The sequence below is a fragment of the Cetobacterium sp. 2G large genome (assembly GCF_014250655.1).
Taxonomy (GTDB): domain Bacteria; phylum Fusobacteriota; class Fusobacteriia; order Fusobacteriales; family Fusobacteriaceae; genus Cetobacterium_A; species Cetobacterium_A somerae.
This window is the reverse complement of the sequence record NZ_JACHTH010000001.1, coordinates 61210-86280: the sequence shown is the minus strand read 5'-3', so window position 1 is coordinate 86280 and position 25071 is coordinate 61210. Positions and strand designations below refer to the sequence as shown.

Sequence of the window (25071 nt, the reverse complement as noted above, 5' to 3'; positions counted from 1 at the left end):
AAAATTATTGAAAGAAATAGATTTTTTCGAAAAAAAGAATGAAAAGATATCTAAATTATCAGGGGGAGAAAAACAAAGAGTTTGTATAGCTTCTTCTTTAGTTTTAGATCCTAAAATTTTAATACTAGATGAAGGAACGGCGATGCTCGACCCAGAAAATAGAAAAATAATACTAGATATATTAAGAAATTTAAGTAATAAAGGGATGACAGTGATTTTAGTAACTCATCATTTAAATGAAATAGAATTTTGTGATGAAGTTATTTATCTTGAAAAAAATAAAATCAATTTTAACGGGCCTAAAAAGCTTTTTATGAGCTTTCTTGTAAAAAATGAGATAGACCAAGGGATAGAGTTACCTCCTATGTTTAAAGTCGCTAGAAGCATTTATTTAAGAACTAAAAAGGATGTTTCAGAAGATATTTTTAATTTAAATAAAATGGGGGAGCATTTATGGAAATCTCTTTAAAAAAAGTTAACTCAGGATATGATGAGATAATTTTGGAAAATGTCAATATGGAAATAGAAGAATGTTCATGGACATTTATAATAGGAAAAACAGGTAGTGGAAAATCAACACTTTTACAAACTATAGGATTTTTATTGAATAATATTCAAGGAGAAATCTTGTGGAAAGGAATTAATTTATCTAATTCTCAAAACTTAAAAAAATTTAGAGAAGCTACAGGATATATGTTTCAATATACTGAGAAACAATTTTTTAATAATACAATAAAAGAAGAGATTGAGTATATTTTAATTAAGAAAAAAGTTTCTAGAGAAGAAATTGATAGAAATGTAAATGAAGTTCTAAAACTTTTGAAACTATCTAACGAAATTTTAAATAAATCTCCATATGAAATAAGTGGAGGTCAAAAAAGATTAGTTGCATTAGCATCAATTTTAGTCACTTCTCCTAAATTATTATTATTAGATGAACCAACTGCGGGATTAGATTTAGAAAATAAAAAGTTATTTTTTGATGTCTTAAAACAATTAAAAAATAAAGGAGTTACAATTATACAAATATCTCATTTATTTGAGGATGTTTTAGAATATGGGGATAAAGTTTTTTTATTAGAAAATAAAAAAATTATAAATGAAGGAGTTCCCTTAAAAGTTTTAGAGAAATCTGACTTAGAATTTATAGAATTTTGTAAAATTATTAATAAATTTGGAATAGAAACAGAAAATATAAAAAACATAGATGAATTATTAGAGAGGATTGGGATAGATGCTAAAGAAAGATTTTGACCCTCGAATAGTATTTTATACAACTATAGGTTATATTATAGCAATTGGTTTTGCAAATAAATATTATCAGATAATTATAATTTTACCATTTATATTTTATCAAATGAAATTATTTTCAGCTGACTTAAACAAATTAAAAAGAATATTCAAGTATTCAATAGGACTTTTACTATCAATGATATTTGTAAATTTGCTCTTAATGAATAAAAATATAGAATATGTATTTCTTTCTACTTTTAGACTTTTAACAATTATTTTGTTAGTTACCTCTATGGTTTCTAAAATGGAGATTAGAGAGATTGGATTTGTAATAGAGAAGATGTTATCACCTTTAAAAATATTTAAAGTTCCAGTTGACTCAATAGGAGTTATAACAGCTTTGGCATTTAAATTTATTCCAATGTTAGAAGAAGAAAGCAAAAGAATAATAATAGCTCAAAAAGCAAGAGGCATTGATTATAAATTGATGAATCTGAAAGAAAAAATTAGCAATATTTTAACACTATTTTTTCCAGTGGTTATTTGTGGAATACAAAATGCAGTAAATTTAGCAATATCTATGGAAGTTAGAGGATATGGAAATGGGATTAAAAGAACTAGATTAAAAGATTATAAATTAGAAAAAAATGATTATTTTTATCTTTTTTTTAGTTTTATGATTTCTATTTTATATGTTGTATTTTGTTTAAGTGTTTAAAATGAAAAAGCTAAGGTGACTCTGTCAAGGTCAATCCTTAGCTTTTTTTATAGATTAAAAATTAGTTTTCTTTTAAAATATGTAAGTAAACCCTGAATAGAAAGTTCTTCCATTAGCTGGATCATAAAGAATCTCATTATTGGAAACACCCTCTTGATCATAGTTGTCTCTATTTAAGATATTATTAATACCTCCATATATTTTTAATCCGTTATTAAAGACATAATTAAGGCTTAAATCAAGAGTTATAAAACTTTGAGCCTCATACTTATTAGCTTTATCTAAATAGTATTTATCTTTATAATTAAAAGATAATATAGAGTTAAAATTATCTGTAAAATTAATAAGTGTTCCTAAGTTAGCATTTATTTTAGGAGTATATGGAACTTGATTGCCCTCTAAATTTGAATTTTTAGAATCCTCTTTAATTTTAGCATCTATATAAGCTAGATTTTCAAAGAAAACAAACTTTCCAAAAGTTTGTTCCAAACTCAATTCAATACCTTTTCGCTCAGTTTTACCAAAATTACCATAATACCATTCTTTTCCATGATAAACTTCATTATAATAAATTTCATTTTTAGTTTTTCCAATGAATCCATTTAGAGAAACAAAACTTCCAAGGAGATAATCTTTAATTCCAATTTCTAAAGTTTGATTTGTTTCAGGCTTTAAATCATTTAAGATATAATCAGTTCCATATTTATCTTGAAACTCTGTTGGAGCAGGAGTTCTAAAACTTTCTTCGAAACGAGTATAGATATTACCAGTATCAGAGTATAAATAATTTATGGCAAATTCATAGCTATCATTATGCATTGATTTTTTTATATAATCAGTTTTTAAACCTGTATCAACATAACCATTGTTGAGAAAAATAGGTTTTACTCTATGGTAATAGTGACTATTTTTTGTAGTATTATATTTTGTCCATTCTCTTCTATAACCTTGTAAAAATTCAAATTTATCAATAGATGTTTTATTAAAAACATAGATTCCGTTGCTTTCTTTTTTACTTGATAAATCGTAAACTTTATACATATCCATAAAATTACTAAAATCTCTTTTACTTTTTTGCTCTTTATAATCATAACCTAAAATTAAGTAACTATTAGTCATATAATTGTATTTTAAAGATGGATTGATTTTAAATTTTTCATCAGTAAAGGTACCGATATTATCGGCATAGTAATTTTTGTAATTAAATGGATTTGTTAAAGAGCCAAAGTTTGCATATGTAGCCTCTTTAGTTGTAACATCATTAGTATTTTTTTGATAGCTTCCGTTTAAATTAAATTCAAATTCATTATTAATTTTTTTAGTGTAATTGAAAGAAAATTCATCTCTTCTTAAGTTAGATTTATCTAAGATATCTCCAGTTCCTTCTAAAAGTGGATATTTATTACTTGAATTATTTTTAAGATATGAACCATCAAAATCTACACCAGATTGTGAAGAATTATTTTTTAATTGATCTTTAGTCAAAAGATTAGCTGTTTTATTTTTTTTATTGTAATAGGAATATTGTAACTTTAATTTATCATCTTTAGTTAAATTTAATAAAGTTGTAAAATCAACATGTTCTGAATTAATTTTTTCATTGTCTCTATTAGTTTGACTATTTTCTTTAGAATAATTTAATATGAATGACACATAATCGTTAACTTTAAGAGAAGTTCCTGTATCAAAGATATTTTCTCCTTTACTACCATATCTATACCCAATATTCCCATTAGTTTTCTCTATAGAGTCTTTTGTAATAATATTAACAAGTCCTCCAGTAAAACCATCACCATAAAGTACACCATTACCACCAGGTAAAATTTCAATTCTTTCAATTGATGATAAAGCGATAGAATTTAGAGGTAGTGTTCCGTGATTTATATCAACAGGATTAATAGATGTACCATCAACTAAGACTTGAACAGTTGCTTTTGAATTAATACCACTACCTCTCATTTGAATTGACTCTCCTACAGAGTTTCTTGTAATAGTAATTAAAGGTGAACTATTTAAAGTTTCAGTAACATTTTTAAAATTTTTTTCAGAAATTTCTTCTTTTGTTATTATTTGAATATTTTTTGGTGTATTTTGTATAGAATCCTCATATCCAACAGAAGATATAATACTTTTTTCTAAAAATACCCCATTTTCTTCTAGCTCCATAGAATAATTTAAAGTAGAAATTAAAATCCCCAATGAAATAAAATATTTATTCATAATCCCTCCGTTATAAAAATATTTGTCTGTCAAAATAATATTAGCACAACGTATTTAAATTTGCAATAAAATATATTTATAAAATAAAATATTTGATTGTCAAAATAAAATATGCTAAAATAGTATAAATTATAGAGGGAGGATATTTATGAGGAAAAAATTATATTTAATATTAGGGTGTTTATCTTTGGTTTTAGGAGCTATCGGAGTACTTTTACCTCTTTTACCAACAACTCCCTTTATACTTTTAGCTGCATTTTCATTTGAAAGAAGTTCCGAAAAATTTCATAGATTGTTATTAGAAAATAGAATATTTGGAAAATATATAAAAGATTATATGCAAAAAAAAGGAATAACATATAAAAATAAAATTATTGCAATAAGTGTAATGACTTTAGGAATGGGGAAAGGTTTTCTTTCAATGCAAAATATTTATGGACGTGCATTTCTTTTAATAGTATATTTAGTAGTTTTAACTCATATTTTAAAATTAAAAACATTGAAAGAAAATTAAATTATAGAAGAGTTAATTTTCAAAGTTATATATATTTTATTAATAGATTAAATCGATAAATTAGTATATAATATAATGTATTTATATTGTGAGGTGATTGCTTTGAAATGAGTTAACTGAGGATGGGACTTTTAGGTTAAAAGTTAAAAATTTATTTGGCAAAGTGTTGTCTTAAAATATAAGTTAGGGAGAAGTACAAAATGAAAAAAATATTATTTTTACTAATAATTTTATCAACAATTTTATTAGGAAAGGATATCAAAACTAATGAATTACTAAAAAATCTTAATAATCCTGAATGGATTATAGTTGATACAAGAGATAGTAATGAATATAATGGATGGAATTTATCTAATCTAAAAATAAATGGACATATAAAAGGAGCTACTGATTTATCTGCTAATTGGTTAAAGGCAAAATATTTAAGCTCTAATAATAAAGAGATATTAAAGCAAAGAGTTTTAGAAAAAGGAATTATACCAGAAAAAAATATTGTTTTATATGGAACATCTACAGAAATGAAAGATGTAGAGAAATACTTAAAAGAAAATGGTGTAAAAAATATTTATTTTTATGATTTTGAAAAAAATAAAGATTATGATAGATTACCTTTTGAAACATACAAGAATTATGAAATTTTAGTTCCAGCAACTTGGGTAAAAAATGCTATGGACAAAAATGAGATTAAGGTTTTTGAAGTATCTTGGGGAAGTATAAAAGATGCTGCTGTATATTTAGCTGGGCATATTCCAGGAGCACCACATATTAATACAGATAGTATAGAGCCACCACCAAAATGGATGCTAAATACGGATGAAAATTTAATTAAATTTGCGGAAGAGATGGGAATATCTAAAAATGATAGAGTTGTTCTTTATGGTGAAAATGTTATGGCATCATATAGATTAGCTATAATTTTAAAATATCTTGGAGTAAAAGATGTAAGAGTTTTAAATGGCGGTTTAGATGCTTGGAAAGATGCAGGATACAAAACAGAAATGGGAATTGTTAAACCAACTCCAATTAAAGATTTTGGATCTAAAACTCCTTTAAATAAAAGTTTAATAGTAAATGAAAATGGAGCAAAGCAAGTTTTAAAAGATAATAAAAATTCAAAACTTTTAGTAGATATTAGATCATATAATGAGAGAATCGGAAAAGAATCAGGATATTCATATATGGATAGAAAAGGCAGAATTACAGGATCTGTATGGGGAAAATCTGGAACTAAATCAACAACATTGGAAGACTATAGAAATATTGATAATACAATGAGAAACGGTTATGAAATTATCTCTATGTGGTCTGGATTAGGAATTAATACAAATAAAGAGTTAACATTTTTCTGTGGATCAGGATGGAGAGCAGCAGAAGTATTATTTTATTCTCAAGTGATGGGATTAAAAAATAATGCTCTTTATTCCAATGGTTGGATGGAATGGAGTGAAGATAGTTCAAATCCAATTGAAACAGGAATAGAGAACTAAATAGCAAAAAGCAGCTTAATAAATAGGCTGCTTTTTCTTTATTTTTAAATTATTGGGATTCTCAAAAGATATAAAAAATCTTTTTTACTTTTAAACATAATTAAATCTGTGAATGTTAAATAAAACTCATTTTTTGGTGAGTATTCATTTTCTTTTATCCAATTCAAAAGATTTTCAACAATATTTTGCTCTTCAAAAGCACCTTTACCATAAACACAAGCATATTTTCCTTTAGGAATAATTATTGATTTATTTGTATGATTTTCTTTCATACTAGCAATAAGACAATCTTTAGTAAATCTATTTTTTTTCCAATTATTAAAGGAAACCTTAAACCCTCTTAAAACAGGTGTTAAATTATTACTAATTTCAAAATTATCAATATTTTTTAATGTTTTGCTTAATTCTCCTAAAGAATGAACAGGGCCATTATAAATAATCCCTTTAATATCAGCAGTTTCATCTATAAAGGGAATACCAACCTTTTTTTCTAATTGAAAATTTTCTTTAAATTTATTCCAACTTTCAACTAGTTCTTTTTCTGTATTTTTTAATTTTTTTATTTCTAATTTTGTTTCTAATAACACTTTTTCAAATAGTTGTAAAGTGTGTTCATAATCCATATTTTCAAAATGACTTTTTATATATTCAATAGAAAATCCCAAATGTCTCATATGATTAATTACTTTTAATGTAATTATTTGCATAGGTGTATAGTAACGGTAATTAGTATCGTCATTTTTAAAAGCTGGAGAAAGTAAACCAACCTTATCATAATATCGGAGAGTTGATATTGGAATATTCGTAGATTTAGAAACTTCTCCTATTGTAAAAAATTCATCAAACATATTATCTCCTAATAATTTTTTTTATATATATTTTCATATCATTAACTAAATAATAGAAAACAGGAATAACAATTAATGTAAATAAAGTAGCAGTGGAAAGTCCAAATATAACAACAAAGGACATACCTGCATACATTTCAGAGCCATCACCATTACTTATAGCTAAAGGAATCATTCCCAAAACAGTAGTTAAAGTAGTCATAAGAAGTGGTCTAAGTCTTGTTTTACCAGATACAATAAGAGCTCGGTTAATATTATCACCAGCTTCTCTTCTAATATTTATAAAATCAATTAAAACTATAGCATTATTAACGACTATTCCAGCAAGCATTACAAAACCAACAGCAACCATAGCATCAAGATTAACCCTAAATAAAGCTAAACTGTACAGAGCACCCATAGTTGAAAGGGGAATTGAAAGCAAAATAATAAATGGAAGAATAAAAGATTCAAATTGCCAAACTAAAATAAAATAGATTAAGAATATGGCAACTAAGAAACTTATGAAAAGTTGATTTCCCATATCAGCCATATCAGCACTATCTCCACCAAATCCAAAAGAAATACTTTCAGGGACACCTAAATTATTAAACGTTTCTATAATAGAGTTTTTAGCACTTTGTAAATCAAGTCCATTTTCTAAGTTAGCATAAAGAACAACTTTCTTTTTTTTATCTTTTTTTTCAATCTTAGATGGACCTTCTTCTAAAACAAGGTTAGCTATGTCAGAGATTCTAATATTTTTTCCATTATCTAAAGTAATCCGAGAGTCCATTAGTAGTTTTGTAGAAGTTCTATATTTTTTTTGAAGTTGTACGGTCACATCGATCTCTTGATTATCACCATTTATCGTGATTGGCTGTCCTCCTAAAATTTGAGTTTTAATCATTAGTGCTAGACTTTCAATGTCAACTCCATAAAACTTGGCTTTTTCTCTATCCACAATAATCTTCCCTTCAGGTTTTCCGCCTTCAAAAGAAGAGGAAATATCTGTTATTCCATTGATATAGTACATTTTTTCTTTTAACTTTTCAGATATTTCTTTTAGTTGTGATTCATTATCAGAGTAAAGTTCAAATTCAACATCGTAAATACCATCAGAACCGAATACATAAGAAGGAACAACAGTTAAAATAACGTCTGGAATACCTGTAAAAGTTAATCTTAAATTTTTAACAATTTCTTGTAAACTTTCCTTTCTAGATGTTTTTAATCCAGCATTTATATTTAAAATAGCATTGCTAGTATCTCCAGACATAGTATATGAGTTAACAATAGATATATCTTTAACTTTATTTTCTAATATACTTCCAATTCTATTACTCATATTTATATCGGCACTAGAAGGAAGCTTCGCAACAATAGCGAATCTTCCTTCATCAGTTGTAGGAATAAATCCTCCGCCTAACGTTGAAGCTGCAAAAATAGAACCTATAAAAAGTAATATAGTTAAAATAGCAGTAATTCCTCTATTTTTAATAGCCCATCTTAGAATTGAAAGATATATTCTTTTTAGTTTTTTTATAAATTTTCCTTCTGAGTTTATATCTTTTTTTTCATTCAATATTTTACTTGAAAGCATAGGAACAAAAACCAAGGCAACAATTAATGAGGCAAATAATGAATAAGAGATAGAATATGAAAGATCTTTGAATTGTTCCTTAGCCATTCCCTCTTGAAAAACTATTGGTAAAAATACAGAAATTGTTGTTAAAGTTGATGCTAAAACAGGAAGGCCCATTTCAGCGGCTCCATCTTTAGCAGCTTGAACTCTATTCTTCCCAAGTTCACTCATATGTCTATATATATTATCTAAAACAACAACAGAGTTATCAACAAGCATACCAATTCCTAAAGATAATCCCATTAGTGAGACAAGGTTTAGTGTTAAACCTTGAGCATTTAAAAGAAAAAATGTAAAAATAACAGATATTGGTATAGCTACAGCAATAACTATAGTAGCAGATATACTTTTTAAAAACAAATACAATATACCTGAAGCTAAAATTAAACCAATAATTCCAGTTTCTTTAACATTATTTATTGAATTATTAATTGTAATTGTAGAGTCAAAGTCGTAATCGATAGTAGAATTTAAAGGTAGGGAGTTTTTAACTCCTTTTAAAGTCTTATTAATAGAATCTACAATTTCAATAGCGTTCCCATCATCAGTTTTAGCAACAACGATAACTAGACCATCGGAACTATTTTTTCTAAATAAACTAGAAGGGTCTTTAGTATCAATTCTAATATCTGCAACATCTTTTAGTCTTAGAAGATGACCATTATCATTTTTTAAAATAATATTTTCAATTTCTTGAGGAGTTTTTAACTCCCCTTGAACTTTTATATAAAACTCTTTTTCACCTTCTTTAACTTGTCCACCAGGAATAGTAGTACTTGCCCTAGATATTAAATTAGAAACTTCTAAAATTCCAAGGTTATAGTTTTCGAGTTTTTCAGGATCAATTTCGACTAAAACCTCTTGTTCTTTACCACCAAAAATTATAATTTGCGAAACACCTTCGATTCTCTCTAAAAGTGGTTTTAAACTATTTTCAGCATAAGTTCTAACTTCCATGGGGTCTCCTCCAGACATAGTTAAAACAGCAGCTGGAATAGAACCCATAGATTGTTCTCTAATAGATGGTTCTTCAATATCTTCAGGTAATTTATTTTTTATTTGGTTAATTTCATTTTGTATTAAAGTTATTTTTGTTTCGATGTCAGTTCCATATTTAAATTTTACATTTATTTTTGATGTCTCTGAACTTGATGTAGAAGAATATTCTGTGATACCATCAACATTTGGAAGAATATCTTCAACTTTTTTGGTAATCATTTTATCAACATCTTCAGGAGTAGCTCCTTTCCACTCAATAGTAATTCTAACGGTTGGATTGGATGTATTTGGCATTAGTTCTATTGGCATTTTTGATAGACCTAATAGACCAAAGAATATCATAGATATTATAATCATTGTTGCTGTTGCAGGTTTTTTTATAGAAAATTCAGAAAGTAATCTCATGACTAAATCTCCCTCACTTTATCGTTATTATTAAGAAGATATTGTCCTTGAACAACAACTTTATCTCCCTCTTTAAAATTCTCAAAATATATTTCTTGAAGATTTCCTTGAGAGATTCCACGATCAACTTTATAAATGATGGATTGATTGTCACGAATAACTGCAATATATGAGTAAAGATCTTTAATCATAACAGCTTCTTGAGGAACAAAAAGTCCATTAATTTCCGTTTGCTCCATTTCTACTTTACCGTACATCCCTTTTAAAATAGATTTGTCATTATTTGGAATTTGTATTTTAATATTATATTTTTTTGTATTAGTATCAGCAGATAAATTTATTTCACTAACTTTTCCAATAACGGTTTTATCTAAATCTGAAATATAAACTTTAGCTTCTTTTTCAGGAGTTATATTTTTAATATCTTCTCCATTTACAGCAATTTTTATTTCCATTATATTATTTTCAATCACAGTTAACAGCTTAGAATTAGAAGGTATTTTTTCGTTATTTTTAATATCCAAATCCGTTATGACTCCAGATATATCAGATTTTACAAAAAGTCTTTTATAATTATCATTGGCTCTTATAAAATTAGCTTCTGCAATTTTTAATTCCCCTAAACTTTGTTCCATATTATTTTTAGATTGAAGATATAGTTCCTCTGAAATAAGTTTCTTTTCAAATAAATTTTTATATTTTTCAAAGGAAATCTTAGATGTATTATAATTTGATCTAGATTTAATTAGTGTACCTTCTGCTTCAAAATAGCTAGCTTCAGTAGCCGCATCTGTTAAAGTTAAAATAGTTGTTTCTGAATTAATTATATCTCCATTTTTATATTTAATATTTTTAGCATAACCTCCAGTAGGAGTTATAATACTAACCTCTTTTAAGGGATTTATATCGCCATTATAAATTTTAGTATTTTTAATATTTTGGATTTTTAATTCTTGAACCTTAACATCTTTGATAATTTCAGATTTTACATCTTGAGTAACTTTTTTATCTTTACATCCAACTAAAATTAGAGTAAAAAAAAGTGTAAGTAATATTTTATTCATTAAATCCTCCTGTATTATTTTAAAAGTGATAGATATTGTTGATAGTATAAGAAGTAATCAAGTTGAGAGTTTATATGAGTAATTTGAGCCTCTCGAAGTTGTGATTCACTTTTTAAAAAATCAACAGAGTCAATAATTCTATTAGAAAATTTCTCTTTATCAATTTTAAATGTTTCAAAAGCTGTTAAAAGAGCCTTTTCATTTGTAATAATAACTTCTTTAGCTGTTATTAAATCTAAATAAGTAGTTTTAATCTGTTTTTTTAATATCTCTAGTGAATCTATTTTTGAAATTTTTTGCTTTTCAATCTCTAAAGTTGACTCTTTATAACTATCAATGCCACTTCCAAAGTTAAAAATATCCCATTTAAAAGTAATACCAACTCTCCATTCCCAGTCATTATTAGATTTTGAAAAACTTGACTCCTCTAAAGATTCATAACCGTACTCTAAATCTACTTTAGGAAGGAAAGTGCTTCGATTACTTTTAGAATTATACTCACTAATTAAAATATTTTTGTCTAGTTTTTTAGAAAGAGTACTATTTGATAAAGCTCTTTCAGTATCTTTTTTTAAATCAATATTTATTGTCATAAAATTTGAAAAATTCATTTCTTTTAAAGTTATGTTTTCTTCAATATTTAATCCTAAAAGATTTTTTAAAGTAAGTTCTTGAGCAATAATATTATTTTTAATTTTAAGGATTGATGTTTCAGTTTGATATAATGATGTTTCAATTTTCAAAACTTCACTTTTATCGATAAGACTAAGATTGTAAAATTCTTGTTGTTTTTTTAATTCTTCTTGCTTCTCTTTTTGAGAAGTCTCATATACATTCAAAGTTTTCTTAAGTTGAAGACAGCTAATATAAGTTTGAATAACATTTAACTCTAAATTAATATTTTGGGTAATATAGTCATTTTCTTCAAATTCTCTAAGAGCTTTACTACTTTTAATATTATAGTAAAGTTCACCACCTGTAAAAATAGGCTGTGATAGATAAATACCATTTTGAAAAGAACTATTTAAGTTTTTTGATTCATCATGATCAATGTACATAGTTTGTGCTCTAAGAGAGGGAAGAGCATTTTTAATTTTTACATTTTCATTTAATTTTTTTTGTTTTACAGTAATATTTTTTTCTTTGAGTTGTCGGTTGTTTTTTTTAGCTAAATCAATAGATTTATCCAATGTTAACTCTATAGAAAAAGTAACTATATTTAATGTTAAAAATAGTAGTAGATATTTTTTCATAGTTTCTCCTTATTAAAAATTAATTTCACAATATGAGATTATAAACTATAAAGTAAGTTGAGAGTCAAGAAATTTAGATAATCAAAATAATAAAAATAGAACTTTATTTGACAAAATGAATTTTAATAGGGTATATAGAGTTACTAAGAATTTGAATAAAATTCTAAAAAGGAAATACCGTCCGCCTATCTGAAAACAGATGACCGGGGTAGACTAAAAACGGAGGTATAACGTTATGGCTATCAAGTATGTTCCAGAACCATTTAGAATTAAAATGGTTGAAACAATTAAAATGACTACATCAGAAGAGAGAGCAGAAAAAATTAAAGAGGCTAATTATAATCTTTTTAATTTAAGAGGAGAGGATGTTTACATTGATTTATTAACAGATTCAGGAACTAATGCAATGAGTCAAGATCAATGGGCAGGGGTAATGAGAGGTGATGAAGCGTATGCAGGAGCTTCAAGTTATTTTAAATTAGTAAATACTGCTAAGGATATTTTTGGATATGAATTTATTCAACCAGTACATCAAGGAAGAGCAGCAGAAAAAGTGTTATTTCCAACTTTTTTAAAGTCAGGACAATATGCAATTTCAAATATGTTTTTTGATACAACAAGAGCACATGTTATCCTAGCAGGAGCAAGACCTTTAGATTGTGTAGTCCCAGAGGCAAAAGATCCAGGTAAAAGATCTAAATTTAAAGGAAATATGGATGTTGAAAAAATGGAAAAATTAATACAAGAGTATGGCCCAGAAAAAATAGGATTAGTAGTATTGACTATTACAAATAACTCTGCTGGTGGACAACCTGTTTCAATGAAAAATGCTCGAGAAGTCGCAGCTATTTGTAAAAAATATAATATACCATTAAATATAGATGCAGCACGTTATGCAGAAAATGCATATTTTATAAAAAGAGATGAGCCTGAATGTGCAAACATGTCGATAAAAGATATAATAAAAGAGATGTTTTCTTATGCAGATTTCTTCACTATGTCAGCAAAAAAAGATACAATAGTTAATATGGGAGGACTAATAGGAGTAAAAAATGCTGTAGAAAATGCAGATATGATCTTAAAAATAAAAGCAAATTGTATAAGTTTTGAAGGATTTACAACTTATGGAGGGCTTTCGGGAAGAGATTTAGAAGCACTGGCTATAGGATTATTAGAAGGAATCGATGAAAACTTTTTAAGATATAGAATTGGACAGATGGAGTATTTAGCTTCTCGTCTTGATGATGCAGGAATTATATATCAATCTCCAGTTGGTGGACACGGTGTATTTGTAGATGCTTCAAAAATTTTCCCCAATATACCATTTAATGAGTTTCCAGGGCAAGTCTTAGCTATAGAACTTTATAAAGAAGCTGGAATTAGAAGTTGTGATATAGGTTCTTACATGTTAGGAAATGATCCAGATACAAACGAGCAATTAGAAGCAGATTTTGAATTTACAAGACTTGCTATTCCTAGAAGAGTTTACACACAAGCTCATTTAGATGTAATAGCAGATGCTTTAATAGCGATAAAAGAGAGAGCTCATGAAATCACAAGAGGATACAGAATAACTTGGGAACCACCGATATTAAGACACTTCCAAGCTTCCCTAGAGATTATAGAAGATTAAAAAATAGTCTAGGGAGGGTTAATGGAAGATATAAAGAATAGTGTAGAAACGGTTTTAATAGATGATAATAATAGAGATGGTTTTAAATCAAAATTTGGATTTATTTTAGCTTGTATTGGTTCAGCAGTTGGAATGGGAAATATTTGGATGTTTCCATATAGAGTTGGGCAATTTGGAGGAGCAGCATTTCTTATTCCGTATTTTACATTTGTTCTTTTAATAGGATTTACAGGAGTAATTGGTGAAATGACACTAGGGCGTTCTATGGGAACTGGCCCACTTGGAGCTTTTGAAAAAGCTTTTAAACAAAGAGGACTAAAAGGAGGAACAATAATAGGATTAATACCTGTTATAGGATCGTTAGCTATAGCCATTGGATATGCTATAGTTGTTGGTTGGATATTAAGGTATTGTGTTGCCTCTCTTTCAGGAGCAATCATTGAATCACAACCAGGTCCTTACTTTGGAGCTTTAGCTTCAGATTTTGGGAGTATACCTTGGCATGTAGCAGGTTTATTACTAACTTTTTCATTAATGGCTATGGGAATAGCAGGAGGAATCGAAAAAGTAAATAAAATATTGATGCCAGCATTTTTTGGATTATTTTTATTTTTAGCTATTAGAATATATATGTTACCGGGGGCGGAACAAGGCTATAGCTACTTATTTAATCCAGATTGGTCAGCTCTTAAAGATATGAGAACTTGGGTTTTTGCTTTAGGACAAGCATTTTTTTCCTTATCTTTAGCTGGATCAGGAACTGTTGTTTACGGAAGTTATTTAAGTAAAAATGAAGATATAGTTAATTCAGCTTTAAATGTTTCTTTCTTTGATACATGTGCGGCAATGTTGGCTGCACTTGTAGTTATTCCAGCGGTATTTGCTTATGGACTTGAGCCTGGGGCAGGTCCAGGTCTTATGTTTGTTACTCTTCCTACAGTATTTCAAAATATGCCTGGTGGACAAATAATTGCTATAGTATTTTTTATAGCAGTGTTATTTGCAGGAGTAACTTCTCTTATGAATTTATTTGAAACTCCTGTTGAAGCTTTACAAAGTCGCTTGGGATTATCAAGATTAAAATCTATTGGAATTGTTGCGGTAGTTTCATTTATAGTTGGAGTTTTTCTTGAAGGAGATGGATTATCTCCATGGATGGATTTTGTTTCGATATATATAATTCCATTAGGTGCACTTTTAGCAGGACTTGTAATCTATTGGATTTGTAAATCTGGATTTGCAAGAGAACAAGTACAAATTGGAAGAGAAAAAAAAGTTGGAGCTTGGTTTGAACCAGTAACAAAATATCTATTTTGTGGAATAGCAATAATAGTTTACATTATGGGAATTCTTTATGGAGGAATAGGATAAAGTAATATTTAAATATAATCAAAGGTTGTAGAAATGAAAATTTCTGCAACTTTTTTTATTAAGATGGTATAATATAAGAAAATAAATTGGAGGAAAATTGTGGAGAATAAAATTTTAAATGATAAAGTAAAAGAAAAAAGATTTGAATTGATATTAAGAATATTTGATAAAATTGATTTTCAGAGAATTGAAGTTCCTGAAGAATATAGTAAAGATACTTTTTTTGATTTTTTAAAATGGAAAATAGGGACAAGCATATCTTTTAGATATGATAAACAATTAAATTTTATATATAGTCAAAAAAATGAAGGTTTACAGGAAAAGCTACTAAAAAATTTAGAATATGATTTTAGACAGGAACAGTTTGAAATTTTGTCGAATATCTATTTTGAATTCGGAAAAAAATAAAGGTAACAAAGGCTCTTTACAGTAAAAAAGTTATAAAAAAGGAGTGATGATATGAAGCTTCAAGAACGTAAAGAGTTGGTAGAGGTTGCCCTAGGAAAAAGAGTAGCTGATTTAGTTTTAACAAACGGAAATCTTATAAATGTTTTTACTGGAGAAATTTATAAAGCAAATATTTATATTTATAAAGAGTATATAGCTAATGTAATACCTATAGAAGAAGATACTTTCATTATAGGAGAAAATATTGTAGATTTAAAAGGTAAGTATGTGGCTCCAGGGTTTATTGATTCGCATGTTCATATAGAGAGTAGTCATTTAACTCCTAATAATTTTGCAGAAGTTGTTATACCTAAAGGGACAACCACTATAATTGCTGATCCTCATGAAATTGCAAATGTTTTGGGAATAGATGGAGTAAAATATATGATTGAAAAATCAAAAGGATTACCAATGAATCAATATTTTTTAATTCCTTCTTGTGTTCCTTCTGTATTAGGATTAGAAAATGCAGGAGCTGAATTTACACCAAATGATATAAAAAATATGTTTAATCTAGAACGAGTTTTAGGACTTGGAGAAGTAATGGATTTTATGGGAGTAATAAATCAAAGCAAAAGAATGACAAAAATAATAGATGTTGCAATAAGAAAGGGTGTTTTTGTACAGGGGCATGCTCCTGGTCTAAAAGGTAAAGCTTTAGCAGGTTATATTTGTGGAGGACCAATATCATGTCATGAGTCTACAGATGGAATAGAAGCTTTAGATAAGTTGAGAAAAGGGATGTTTTTAGATGCGAGAGAAAGTTCAATTTCTAAAAATATAACAAACATAGTAAAAGTAATAAAAACAATAAAAGCACCTAGAAATTTAACTTTATGTACTGATGATAGAGAGGCTGGAGATCTTTTAAAAGAAGGAAGTGTTAATCATTGTGCAGAGGTAGCTGTAAAAGCCGGATTAGATGCTGTAGATGCAATAAAAGCAATAACTTTGAATCCTGCTCAAGAATACAAATTGGATAAAATAGGAGCTATTGCACCAGGTTATTTTGCAGATATAGTAGTATTAGATAGTATTAGGGATTTTAATGTGGTAAAAACTTTTTTTAAAGGAAAGTTAGTAGCAAAAGATGGAAAGCTAGTAGAAGAAATTACTTCTAAAATTTTAGAAGTAGAAGAGTTAAATAGCATTCATTTAAAAAATCTTAAATTAGAAGATTTTATGATAAAAGCTCCAATAGAAAATGGAGAGCTCGAAATAGAAGCTCTTGTTTATTTAAATAAAAATGATTTATTAACAGAAAGAAAAAAATTGAAAGTAAAAGTTTTAAATGAGTATGTTGATATTTCAGATTCTCCAGAATTAAACTATGTTGCGATAATAAATAGACACAAGAAGATTGATAATATCTCACTTGGAGTAGTAAAAAATTTTCATTTAAAAAAAGGAGCAGTAGGAACAACCTATTCCCATGATAGTCATAATTTAACAATTATATATAATAATCCATTGGAAGCACTAATAATATCTGAAAAAATAAAAGAAATAGGAGGTGGTATTGTAGTTGCAGAGAAAGCAAAGATTTTAAAAGAATTACATTTACCAATAGCAGGAATGCTATCTAAAAATTCAGCAGAAGTTTTATCAGATGAAATAGAAGAAATGAATTCTATTTTAAAAGAAATGGGAATAGAGGCTGAGTCACCTATAACTAGACCTAGTACAATTGCATTAATAGTTATACCAGATGTAAAAATAAGTGATTTGGGCTTAATTGATGTAAAAACTCAAGAAATTATAAAGCTATTTGATGAACACGGTATAAATAATATATTTTAATTACAAAGGAGAAAAGATGATAGTCAAAGTAGTTTTTGATATTAATCAAGAAGAGCGTTGGTCTGTTCTTATAGGAAATTTAAAAAATGTAGTTAAGGGAATAAGAGAACTAGGTTCGGAATATTGTTTAGAAGTAGTTATTATGGGTACAGCTATTAATGGTATAAAAAAGTTATCAGGTATATTAAAAAAAGAGGAACTGGAAGAATTAGTTGAAAAAAATGTAATATTTTCAGTTTGTAATAACACAATGAAAAAATATAATGTAAAAAAAGAAGACCTTTATGATTTTATAAAAGTTGTTCCTGCAGGTGTGATAGAGTTAATTTTGAAGCAACAAGATGGGTATAGTTATATTAAACCTTAAAACAAAATGGCAACCAAATTTAAAGTTGGTTGCCATTTTACTTAAAGATAACTAATACTCTCTAAAATATAATTAGGTTTATATATGGTATTAATTTCTTTTCCGGTACCTTCACCACTTAAAACTAAGATTGTATCACAATTGTTTATATTTCCACAGGCTATGTCTGTATATAATCGATCTCCTACAATAACAATATCTTTTTTATCCAACCCTAACTTTTCAAGAGCATATTCTAGCATTATAAAATTAGGTTTTCCAAAATATGTTGGTTGTTTTCCCGTACAAACTTCAATCATATTGCAGATTGCTTTGCAATCTGGAAGATAAACTTTATTTTCAATCGGATAAACTAAATCTTCATTAGCAGCAAAGTATTTAATATCTTTTTTTAATAATTGACAAGCAGTTTCAAGTTTTTTAAAATCTAACTCTGTATCTAAAGCGATAATTAATATATCAATATTATGATTATTAAAATCAGATACCTCATTTACAACTTGGATTCCTTTATTTCTATATAAATCTTTATATTCTTCAGTTCCAATGATATAAACTTTTTGATCACTATAATTTTTTTCAATATGTGATAGTAAAACCATTCCTGCAGTTATTATTTCATCTAATTCAGATTCAATTCCAAACTCTTTAAATTTTTCAACATATTTTTTAGGATTTTTTGATGAATTATTTGTAAAAAAACTTATTTTTTTTCCATTCATTCTTAATTCTTCTATTTTTTCTTTTGCACCTGGAATAAGAGTGTTTCCAAGTAAGATTGTACCATCGATATCAAAAAGATATCCCTTATATTGTTTCATTAAATTTGTATCTCCTTTATTCTTTTTAAATCATCTAAAAGTATTTTTTTATCTGTTATTGGGGAATATTCCAAAACTAATTTGCTATTTGGGGTTTCTAAAAGTATTTTTTTTAAAATTTCGTCACCATTAAATGTACCGTGAAAAATAGACTGATGAAGATCCTTTTCTCCATCATTACTGTGAATATGATACGCTATAATATTATTTTTTAAAGTTTCTAAAATTTCATCTAAATTCCATTTATTAGCTAATAGATGACCAATATCAATTAAAACTTTAAGATTTTTTTGTAGAACTAATTTTTCAAATTCTTTTTGAGAGTAAATCATATTTTTTCCAATACCAACATTTTCAACTAGTATTTGAACTCCGATTTCTTTTCCTAAAAGTAATAATTCATCTAACTTTTTCTCAATCTCTTTTTTAGAACTGTCTTTTCTTTTAGCTTCATTTGTATGGAGAACAAGAAATTCACCATTATTTTTTTTACAACAAATTAAAGCTTCGACAAAGTTTAGTTTAAGTTCTTCCCACAAGATATTGCTACAATCAATATTAAAGAATCTATAGGGACCATGAAAAGATACATTTTCTAATTTTGCATGTTTAATTAAAAAATTAAATTTTTCTGTATGATTAAAATCTCTAGGTTCTAAAAAAAATTCTAAATTTTTTAAATCATACATTTCAATAAAGTTAAGTGTTTCTTCTTTTGTGTCATTATAAAATATAAGATCACTTACAAATATATTATTTTTCATATTTCTCCTTATTTAACTAAGTTTGTTATTTTTTCTTCAACTTCTTTTAAAGCTTGTTCTGCTTTTTTCTCACCACTTAAAATAACATCTCTAACATCGATTAATAATTGTTCTGCTTGAAGTGCATTAGTTCCTGAAAAACTAGCCCATTTCCCCATATTTTTGAGTTGTTCATTAGCTACTCTCATAAGTTGATTTTCATTTAAAAATTTTGCGATTTCACTATTTTCATTTTGGATGGCAGAAGGTAAATATCCAGTTCCTTTAGTCCACTTTTCAGAAGCTTCTTCTTCTAATAAATATTTCATAAATCTCCAAGAAGCTTTTTGTTCGTCAGAACTATCTGTCATAATCATTAACATATTTCCACCAGCAGGTAATTTTCTTTCTTTTCCATTAAATACAGGGAATTTTTCACCGATTATTTTAAATTTAGCTGTTGATTCAAAATTATCCCTTTTTCCAATTGTAGTTATAACCATTCCAAGTCTACCATTTAAAAATGTTTGGAATCCTTCATCATTAGAAGCATGTAAAGCTATATTATCTTGAACCATATCAGCTAAGTATTGATATGCTTCAGAGGATTCTTTGGAAGCAAATGTTGGAATAGTTTTTCCATCCTTTTCTATAAAAATTTTACCTCCATTTCCCTCAATTAAAGCTTGTTGAGCCCAATTATCAGCATATTCTTGAACAAATAATCCCATATTTCCTGTTTTTTCTTTTATTATTTCTGAATATTTACGAACAGTTTCCCAGTCTTTAGGAGTATTTGCTATATTTATTCCAGCTTCATTCATAAGATCTGAATTAATATACATGATTGGATTGCTTATTGAGTATGGAATTCCAACTTGCTTTCCATTAACTTGCCCAAGTTCTAATATATTTGATAAAAAATTATTACTTAAATAATTTTTATCTTCAGGAAAATATTTTTCTATAATTTCTTGAGCTGTTACGTAATCAAAATTATCATTTGCATAGTTTAAATATGAATATCCCATTTGAACAATGGCAGGTTTCTTTCTCGCAGCTACGGCTACCTGTAAATTTTGTGTTAATCCTTTATACATATCAGGGTTAAATTTTTCTATAACTTTTATATCAGAATTTTTTTCATTAAAATTTTTAACGAGCTCTTTTATTGTTCCACCGCCAAAACTTTCAGATGCAACATGCCAATATTCAATTTCGATAGGCTTATTTGATATTGTAGTTTTTTCTTCTTTTTCACATCCTACTAAAAATAGACTTCCTAAAATAATTCCTTTTAAAATATTTTTCTTCAAAATTATCCCTCCACTTTTAAATTTGTCTCTGTTTTGATATCAAAATAGCTACATTTTGCTGTATCGATTTCTAAATAAATCTTTTGATTTTTTTTTATATCTTGGTCATTTTTAATAGAAGCTTTTATATTTTCATTTCCAATAGAAACTGAGATACATTTTTGGTTTCCATAGTTTTCAATTCTTGTTACTTCTCCTTGAATTCTATTAAAAGTATCTTCAGTGTAAACTAAAATATGTTCAGGTCTAATGCCAACATATATTAAGTTTCTGTTACTTAAATTAGGGATTACATTTTCATTACTGAATATACACCTATCATTTATATAAAGTTTTTTATTAGCAACTTTGCCTATTAAGATATTCATAGGTGGAGTTCCAATAAATTTTGCTACAAATATATTTGCTGGGTTATTGTAAACTTCTTCAGGGGTGTCTATTTGCTGTAAATCTCCTTTATTTAAAATTGCTATCCTATGACCAATTGTCATAGCTTCAATTTGGTCATGAGTAACATAAATAAATGTAGGTCTATTTATTTCGTGTAGCTTTATAAGCTCTTCTCTAGATGAGTTTCTAAGTTGAACATCTAAATTTGATAAAGGTTCATCTAGTAAGAAAAAATCAGAATTTTTTACAGCAGCACGACCAAGAGCTACTCTTTGTCTTTGTCCTCCAGATAATTCTTTAGGATACCTTTTTTCTAATCCTTGAAGATTTAATATTTTTATGACCTCAGTTGTTCTTGTATTGATTTCAGTTTTGTCTACTCCATTCATCTTTAATCCGAATATTATATTATCCCATACTGTAAGATGAGGATATAGGGCATAGTTTTGAAATACCATTGCAATATCTCTATCACCCGCTTCTATATCATTGATTCTTTTATCCCCAAATAATATATCTCCTGATGTAATCTCTTCTAAGCCAGCAATCATTCTTAAAGTTGTACTTTTACCACATCCAGATGGACCCAATAAGACTAATCTTTCTCCAGCTTTTATTGTTAAGTTTAAATTGTTTACAATTTTTGTATCTCCATAACTTTTTGATACATTTTTAAATTTAATTTCGTTCATATTTACCTATCCTTTTACTCCTGATTTTACAAAACTCGTCATTATTTTTTTTTGGAAGAATGCGTACATAATAATTGGAAAAATAATTGTTAATGTTGCAATCGCCATTGTTACACCCCAATCGTTTCCACCTTCAGAACTTATAAACATCTGAAGAGCTAAAGATAGCGTGTAGTTTTTCTTTTCACTTAAAATTAATAAAGGCCAAAAATACTCATTCCATGAGTTTATAAAAAATAGTATTCCCATAGATATAATAGAATTTTTAATCATTGGTAAAATAATATAATATAAGACTTTAGTTTCTTTAATTTTATCTAATTTAGTTACTTCAAGAATAGATTTAGGGATTCCTTTCATATTTTGTATAATCATAAATATTCCCATTCCATCAGCTAATTGAGGAAGGATAACTCCTAAGCTTGAATTTAAAAGCCCAATCTTAGAAATCATAAGATAATTAGGTATCATAGTTACTGTAAAAGGAACAAATAGAGTTCCTAAAATTAGAAAAATTAAGATTTTTTTACCTTTAAAATTTTTAAAAGTTAAAATATACCCAGCTAAAATACTCGTGATAATTTTACCGAAAGTTATAGCAGCAGATATAAAAAATGTATTCCATATATATCTTAAAATATCTACGTTTTCAAATATATAAGTATAATTTCTAAATGTTATAACTCTGGGAATTATACTTAAAGGATCTGCAAAAATTTGACTCATGCTTTTAAAAGAGATTGATAACATATATATAAGAGGAAAAATTTGAATTCCTATAATTAGTAAAAACAAGACATGCCACTTACTTTCTTTAATTTTCATAGTAAACTCCTTTTTCTAAAACTTTAATCTTTATAGAAATTAATATAAAGAAGAAAAGCATTGTTATAACAGAAAGTGCTGAAGCTCTTCCTGTTTGAAAAAATGTAAATGCATACTGATAAATACTATATACAAGGTTTGTACTACCATTATTTGGTCCACCTTGAGTTAAAACATTTATAGGAACAAATACCTGCTGTAATCCATATACGATTGTCATAACGATAACATATAGTGCAGTTGATGATGTCATTGGGATAACAATATATAGAAATATTTGTAAGTTTGAAACTTTATCAAGTTTAGCACTTTCTATAAGTTCAGTAGGAACTTCGAGTATTCCAGCTAATAGAAGAATTAAATTATAACCAAAAATTTTCCAAGCAGTTATAAGAGTTATTAAAACCATTACGAGACCATTAGTTTTTAACCAAAATTGAGGTTTTAAATTTAAGAGCTCATAAATTTTTGATATAGGTCCAATCATAGGATTAAATACCCATATAAAAATTAGAGAAGCTACAACTAATGAAATTATACTGGGGAAAAAGAACATAGTTCTATAAAAACCTTTAAATTTACTCACTAAAAATGCTAAAACATAAGCAATAATATATGGAAGTATAAAGTTAAATACAATTAATAAACCTATGTATATAAGAGTATTTATTAAAGATTTATGGACACTATTTTCTGTTAATATATCTGTATAATTTTCAAGTCCAATAAATTTTTTATTTTTACTAATCATATTCCATTGAAAAAAACTTAAATAGAAAGTTTTACAAATGGGATAAAAAATAAAAATGGTAAAAATGGTTAAAGCGGGCATTAAAAATGCTGTTGCTAAAAGTGTTTCTTTTTTTTTCATTATGTCTCCTTAAATTATTTCTTTCTCAAACTCAAAATATAATATCAGATAGATGTTAAACGAAAATCAATTTAAGGTAAAAGTATGTTTAAATTTGTAAAAAAAGTGTAAATGAAAAAATTGATATAGTTTGTGAGTTTATATTACAAGAATATCAGTATAATTGTGAAAGTTTATGTTGATTTATATGATATTCGTGTAATTTTTAAGTTGATTTATGTTAAAAATTAACAAAATAAAGATAAAATATGATAGAATATAAAGAAAAATTTATTTTTTTTTAAAAAATCTAATATTACTAAATTTATTTGTCAGGGAGGAATGAAGTGAAAAAAATAATTTTACTTTTAACACTAGGGGTTACATTAATGGGAGTAGCTAAAGTTATATGGGAAGAAAATCAAATAGAAAGAGTTTATATATTAGATAAGTAGAGATGGTATAAAGAAAAATTTAAAATAATATTATAATAAATAGAAGGTAGATTAATTCAATATAATCTACCTTATTTATTTTTTATTAAGAACATCTAGATATTCAAAATTTAAAAATCCTAAAATAGTTAAACAATATCCAAGCTATTTCTTAATATTTAAAATTTTTATATAAAAATAAAAAAAGATAGCCTTCAAAAGTAGAAAGTTATCTTTTTAATATTAAAAACTTATTTAGTTAAGAAATGAGTAACAATACTATTTTTTTCTAGAATTCCTTCATTTCCTTTAAAATGAACTACTATAGGACCATTATTTAACTTAATTCCGTCAGCTGATACAGCTCTAGTTAAATTATATGTTTTTTTATTTGAGTCTGTAAAGGTAGCAGTTTCCCAATTGTCATTTGTAATAAGAGTTCCAATAGTTTTATTACTATTAGATATTAAAACAAGTTTTTGATTTTCATTAATTTTAGGAGCTATAAGTGATTGATTTAGTGGAGCTGATACCTTTGAGTTTGATTTTGAGGTTAAAGGTTTGCACCCAGCTAAAAATATAAAAGTTGTAATTAATAATAAAATTTTGAAATTCATAAATACCTCCTAATTTTTATAAATTTAAACTATGTACTATTTCTCAAGTATAGCATATTTTTATATTAAATTTATATAATTAATCTTAAATTTTTATTAGACATAGTGTCAAATTCTTTTAAAATTTCAATTTGAAATTTTAAAAATTCTTCTCTTTTCTCATTGATATTTTGAATTTTAGATATAATTTCAAATTTCTTCATGTAATATTCAATTCTCTTATTAAAAAAATTATTTTCTAAAAACCATTCTAGTAAATCTATTTTTCTTTGTTCGTCATTGTATTGTTCCATTGCATTCCCCTTGATTGAAAAATTTAAACAAAACTTAACTATACTTTTTTTGTATGTTTTAAAGTTTATGTATATAAACATTATATAGAAATTATGTTTAATTTTCT

The 25071-nt window shown here is 26.7% G+C and carries 23 protein-coding genes; 10 read left to right on the top strand and 13 right to left on the bottom strand.

Annotated elements, in window-relative coordinates:
• From H5J23_RS00400 to H5J23_RS00390, 3 genes are all read left to right on the top strand, one after another.
• Positions 1-469 (top strand): ATP-binding cassette domain-containing protein (locus H5J23_RS00400; protein WP_185890299.1); only part of this gene is annotated, 469 nt, incomplete at its 5' end.
• Positions 454-1254, top strand: coding sequence for an energy-coupling factor ABC transporter ATP-binding protein (locus H5J23_RS00395; RefSeq protein WP_023051425.1), 801 nt, complete (start codon positions 454-456; stop codon positions 1252-1254). The genes H5J23_RS00400 and H5J23_RS00395, both read left to right, overlap by 16 nt.
• A complete protein-coding gene (locus tag H5J23_RS00390; protein WP_185890297.1) occupies positions 1235-1951 on the top strand; it encodes an energy-coupling factor transporter transmembrane component T in 717 nt (238 codons plus the stop codon). Before H5J23_RS00395 ends, H5J23_RS00390 begins: the two co-directional genes overlap by 20 nt.
• A 72-nt stretch (positions 1952-2023) precedes the next feature.
• On the opposite strand, the gene H5J23_RS00385 is transcribed toward H5J23_RS00390, so the two are convergent.
• Positions 2024-4171: a TonB-dependent receptor gene (locus H5J23_RS00385; RefSeq protein ID WP_185890294.1), complete on the bottom strand. Its 2148-nt coding sequence runs from the start codon at positions 4169-4171 to the stop codon at positions 2024-2026.
• Between the two features lie 148 nt (positions 4172-4319).
• On the opposite strand from H5J23_RS00385, the gene H5J23_RS00380 reads away from it, so the two are divergent.
• Positions 4320-4685, top strand: coding sequence for a YbaN family protein (locus H5J23_RS00380; RefSeq protein ID WP_185890291.1), 366 nt, complete (start codon positions 4320-4322; stop codon positions 4683-4685).
• 200 nt (positions 4686-4885) lie between these two features.
• Complete coding sequence (locus tag H5J23_RS00375) at positions 4886-6172, top strand: sulfurtransferase (RefSeq protein WP_185890289.1); 1287 nt, start codon at positions 4886-4888, stop codon at positions 6170-6172.
• 44 nt (positions 6173-6216) lie between these two features.
• On the opposite strand, the gene H5J23_RS00370 is transcribed toward H5J23_RS00375, so the two are convergent.
• Genes H5J23_RS00370 through H5J23_RS00355 form a run of 4 tightly spaced genes read right to left on the bottom strand, consistent with a single transcriptional unit; the run spans position 6217 to position 12365 of the window.
• Complete coding sequence (locus tag H5J23_RS00370; RefSeq protein ID WP_185890287.1) at positions 6217-7020, bottom strand: MerR family transcriptional regulator; 804 nt, start codon at positions 7018-7020, stop codon at positions 6217-6219.
• Between the two features lies 1 nt (position 7021).
• Positions 7022-10048 carry an efflux RND transporter permease subunit gene (locus H5J23_RS00365; RefSeq protein WP_185890285.1) on the bottom strand — a complete coding sequence of 1009 codons (3027 nt, stop codon included), beginning with the start codon at positions 10046-10048 and terminating at the stop codon, positions 7022-7024.
• A gap of 2 nt (positions 10049-10050) precedes the next feature.
• Positions 10051-11112 carry an efflux RND transporter periplasmic adaptor subunit gene (locus tag H5J23_RS00360; RefSeq protein WP_185890283.1) on the bottom strand — a complete coding sequence of 354 codons (1062 nt, stop codon included), beginning with the start codon at positions 11110-11112 and terminating at the stop codon, positions 10051-10053.
• 14 nt (positions 11113-11126) lie between these two features.
• Positions 11127-12365: a TolC family protein gene (locus H5J23_RS00355; protein WP_023051437.1), complete on the bottom strand. Its 1239-nt coding sequence runs from the start codon at positions 12363-12365 to the stop codon at positions 11127-11129.
• 235 nt (positions 12366-12600) lie between these two features.
• On the opposite strand from H5J23_RS00355, the gene H5J23_RS00350 reads away from it, so the two are divergent.
• The 5 genes from H5J23_RS00350 to H5J23_RS00330 all read left to right on the top strand — a co-directional run bounded on the left by H5J23_RS00350 (position 12601) and on the right by H5J23_RS00330 (position 17983).
• On the top strand, positions 12601-13998 hold the full coding sequence (locus H5J23_RS00350) for a tryptophanase (protein WP_023051438.1): 1398 nt from the start codon (positions 12601-12603) through the stop codon (positions 13996-13998).
• 21 nt (positions 13999-14019) lie between these two features.
• Positions 14020-15369, top strand: a complete 1350-nt coding sequence (locus tag H5J23_RS00345; protein WP_185890282.1) for a sodium-dependent transporter — start codon at positions 14020-14022, stop codon at positions 15367-15369.
• A 99-nt stretch (positions 15370-15468) separates the two neighbouring features.
• Complete coding sequence (locus H5J23_RS00340) at positions 15469-15777, top strand: hypothetical protein (RefSeq protein WP_023051440.1); 309 nt, start codon at positions 15469-15471, stop codon at positions 15775-15777.
• A 51-nt stretch (positions 15778-15828) separates the two neighbouring features.
• Positions 15829-17616, top strand: coding sequence for an adenine deaminase (gene ade / locus H5J23_RS00335; protein WP_185890280.1), 1788 nt, complete (start codon positions 15829-15831; stop codon positions 17614-17616).
• 16 nt (positions 17617-17632) lie between these two features.
• Positions 17633-17983 carry a DsrE family protein gene (locus tag H5J23_RS00330; RefSeq protein WP_023051442.1) on the top strand — a complete coding sequence of 117 codons (351 nt, stop codon included), beginning with the start codon at positions 17633-17635 and terminating at the stop codon, positions 17981-17983.
• 41 nt (positions 17984-18024) lie between these two features.
• Here the strand turns inward: H5J23_RS00330 and H5J23_RS00325 are convergent, their stop codons facing one another.
• The 8 genes from H5J23_RS00325 to H5J23_RS00290 all read right to left on the bottom strand — a co-directional run bounded on the left by H5J23_RS00325 (position 18025) and on the right by H5J23_RS00290 (position 24964).
• Complete coding sequence (locus H5J23_RS00325; RefSeq protein ID WP_185890279.1) at positions 18025-18804, bottom strand: HAD-IIA family hydrolase; 780 nt, start codon at positions 18802-18804, stop codon at positions 18025-18027.
• Complete coding sequence (locus H5J23_RS00320; RefSeq protein ID WP_023051444.1) at positions 18804-19568, bottom strand: TIM barrel protein; 765 nt, start codon at positions 19566-19568, stop codon at positions 18804-18806. Before H5J23_RS00320 ends, H5J23_RS00325 begins: the two co-directional genes overlap by 1 nt.
• 8 nt (positions 19569-19576) lie before the next feature.
• Positions 19577-20863 (bottom strand): ABC transporter substrate-binding protein, encoded by a 1287-nt coding sequence (locus tag H5J23_RS00315; RefSeq protein WP_185890276.1) that lies wholly within the window; start codon positions 20861-20863, stop codon positions 19577-19579.
• 2 nt (positions 20864-20865) lie between these two features.
• Positions 20866-21945, bottom strand: coding sequence for an ABC transporter ATP-binding protein (locus H5J23_RS00310; protein WP_185890274.1), 1080 nt, complete (start codon positions 21943-21945; stop codon positions 20866-20868).
• Positions 21946-21951: 6 nt separating this feature from the next.
• Positions 21952-22770 (bottom strand): carbohydrate ABC transporter permease, encoded by an 819-nt coding sequence (locus H5J23_RS00305; protein WP_023051447.1) that lies wholly within the window; start codon positions 22768-22770, stop codon positions 21952-21954.
• Entirely contained in the window at positions 22760-23641 is an 882-nt protein-coding gene (locus H5J23_RS00300) for a carbohydrate ABC transporter permease (protein WP_185890272.1), read from the bottom strand. The genes H5J23_RS00305 and H5J23_RS00300 overlap by 11 nt, the downstream gene beginning before the upstream one ends.
• A gap of 664 nt (positions 23642-24305) precedes the next feature.
• Positions 24306-24671: a hypothetical protein gene (locus H5J23_RS00295; RefSeq protein ID WP_185890270.1), complete on the bottom strand. Its 366-nt coding sequence runs from the start codon at positions 24669-24671 to the stop codon at positions 24306-24308.
• A 71-nt stretch (positions 24672-24742) separates the two neighbouring features.
• Positions 24743-24964, bottom strand: a complete 222-nt coding sequence (locus H5J23_RS00290; RefSeq protein ID WP_040407736.1) for a hypothetical protein — start codon at positions 24962-24964, stop codon at positions 24743-24745.
• Positions 24965-25071 lie beyond the last annotated feature (107 nt).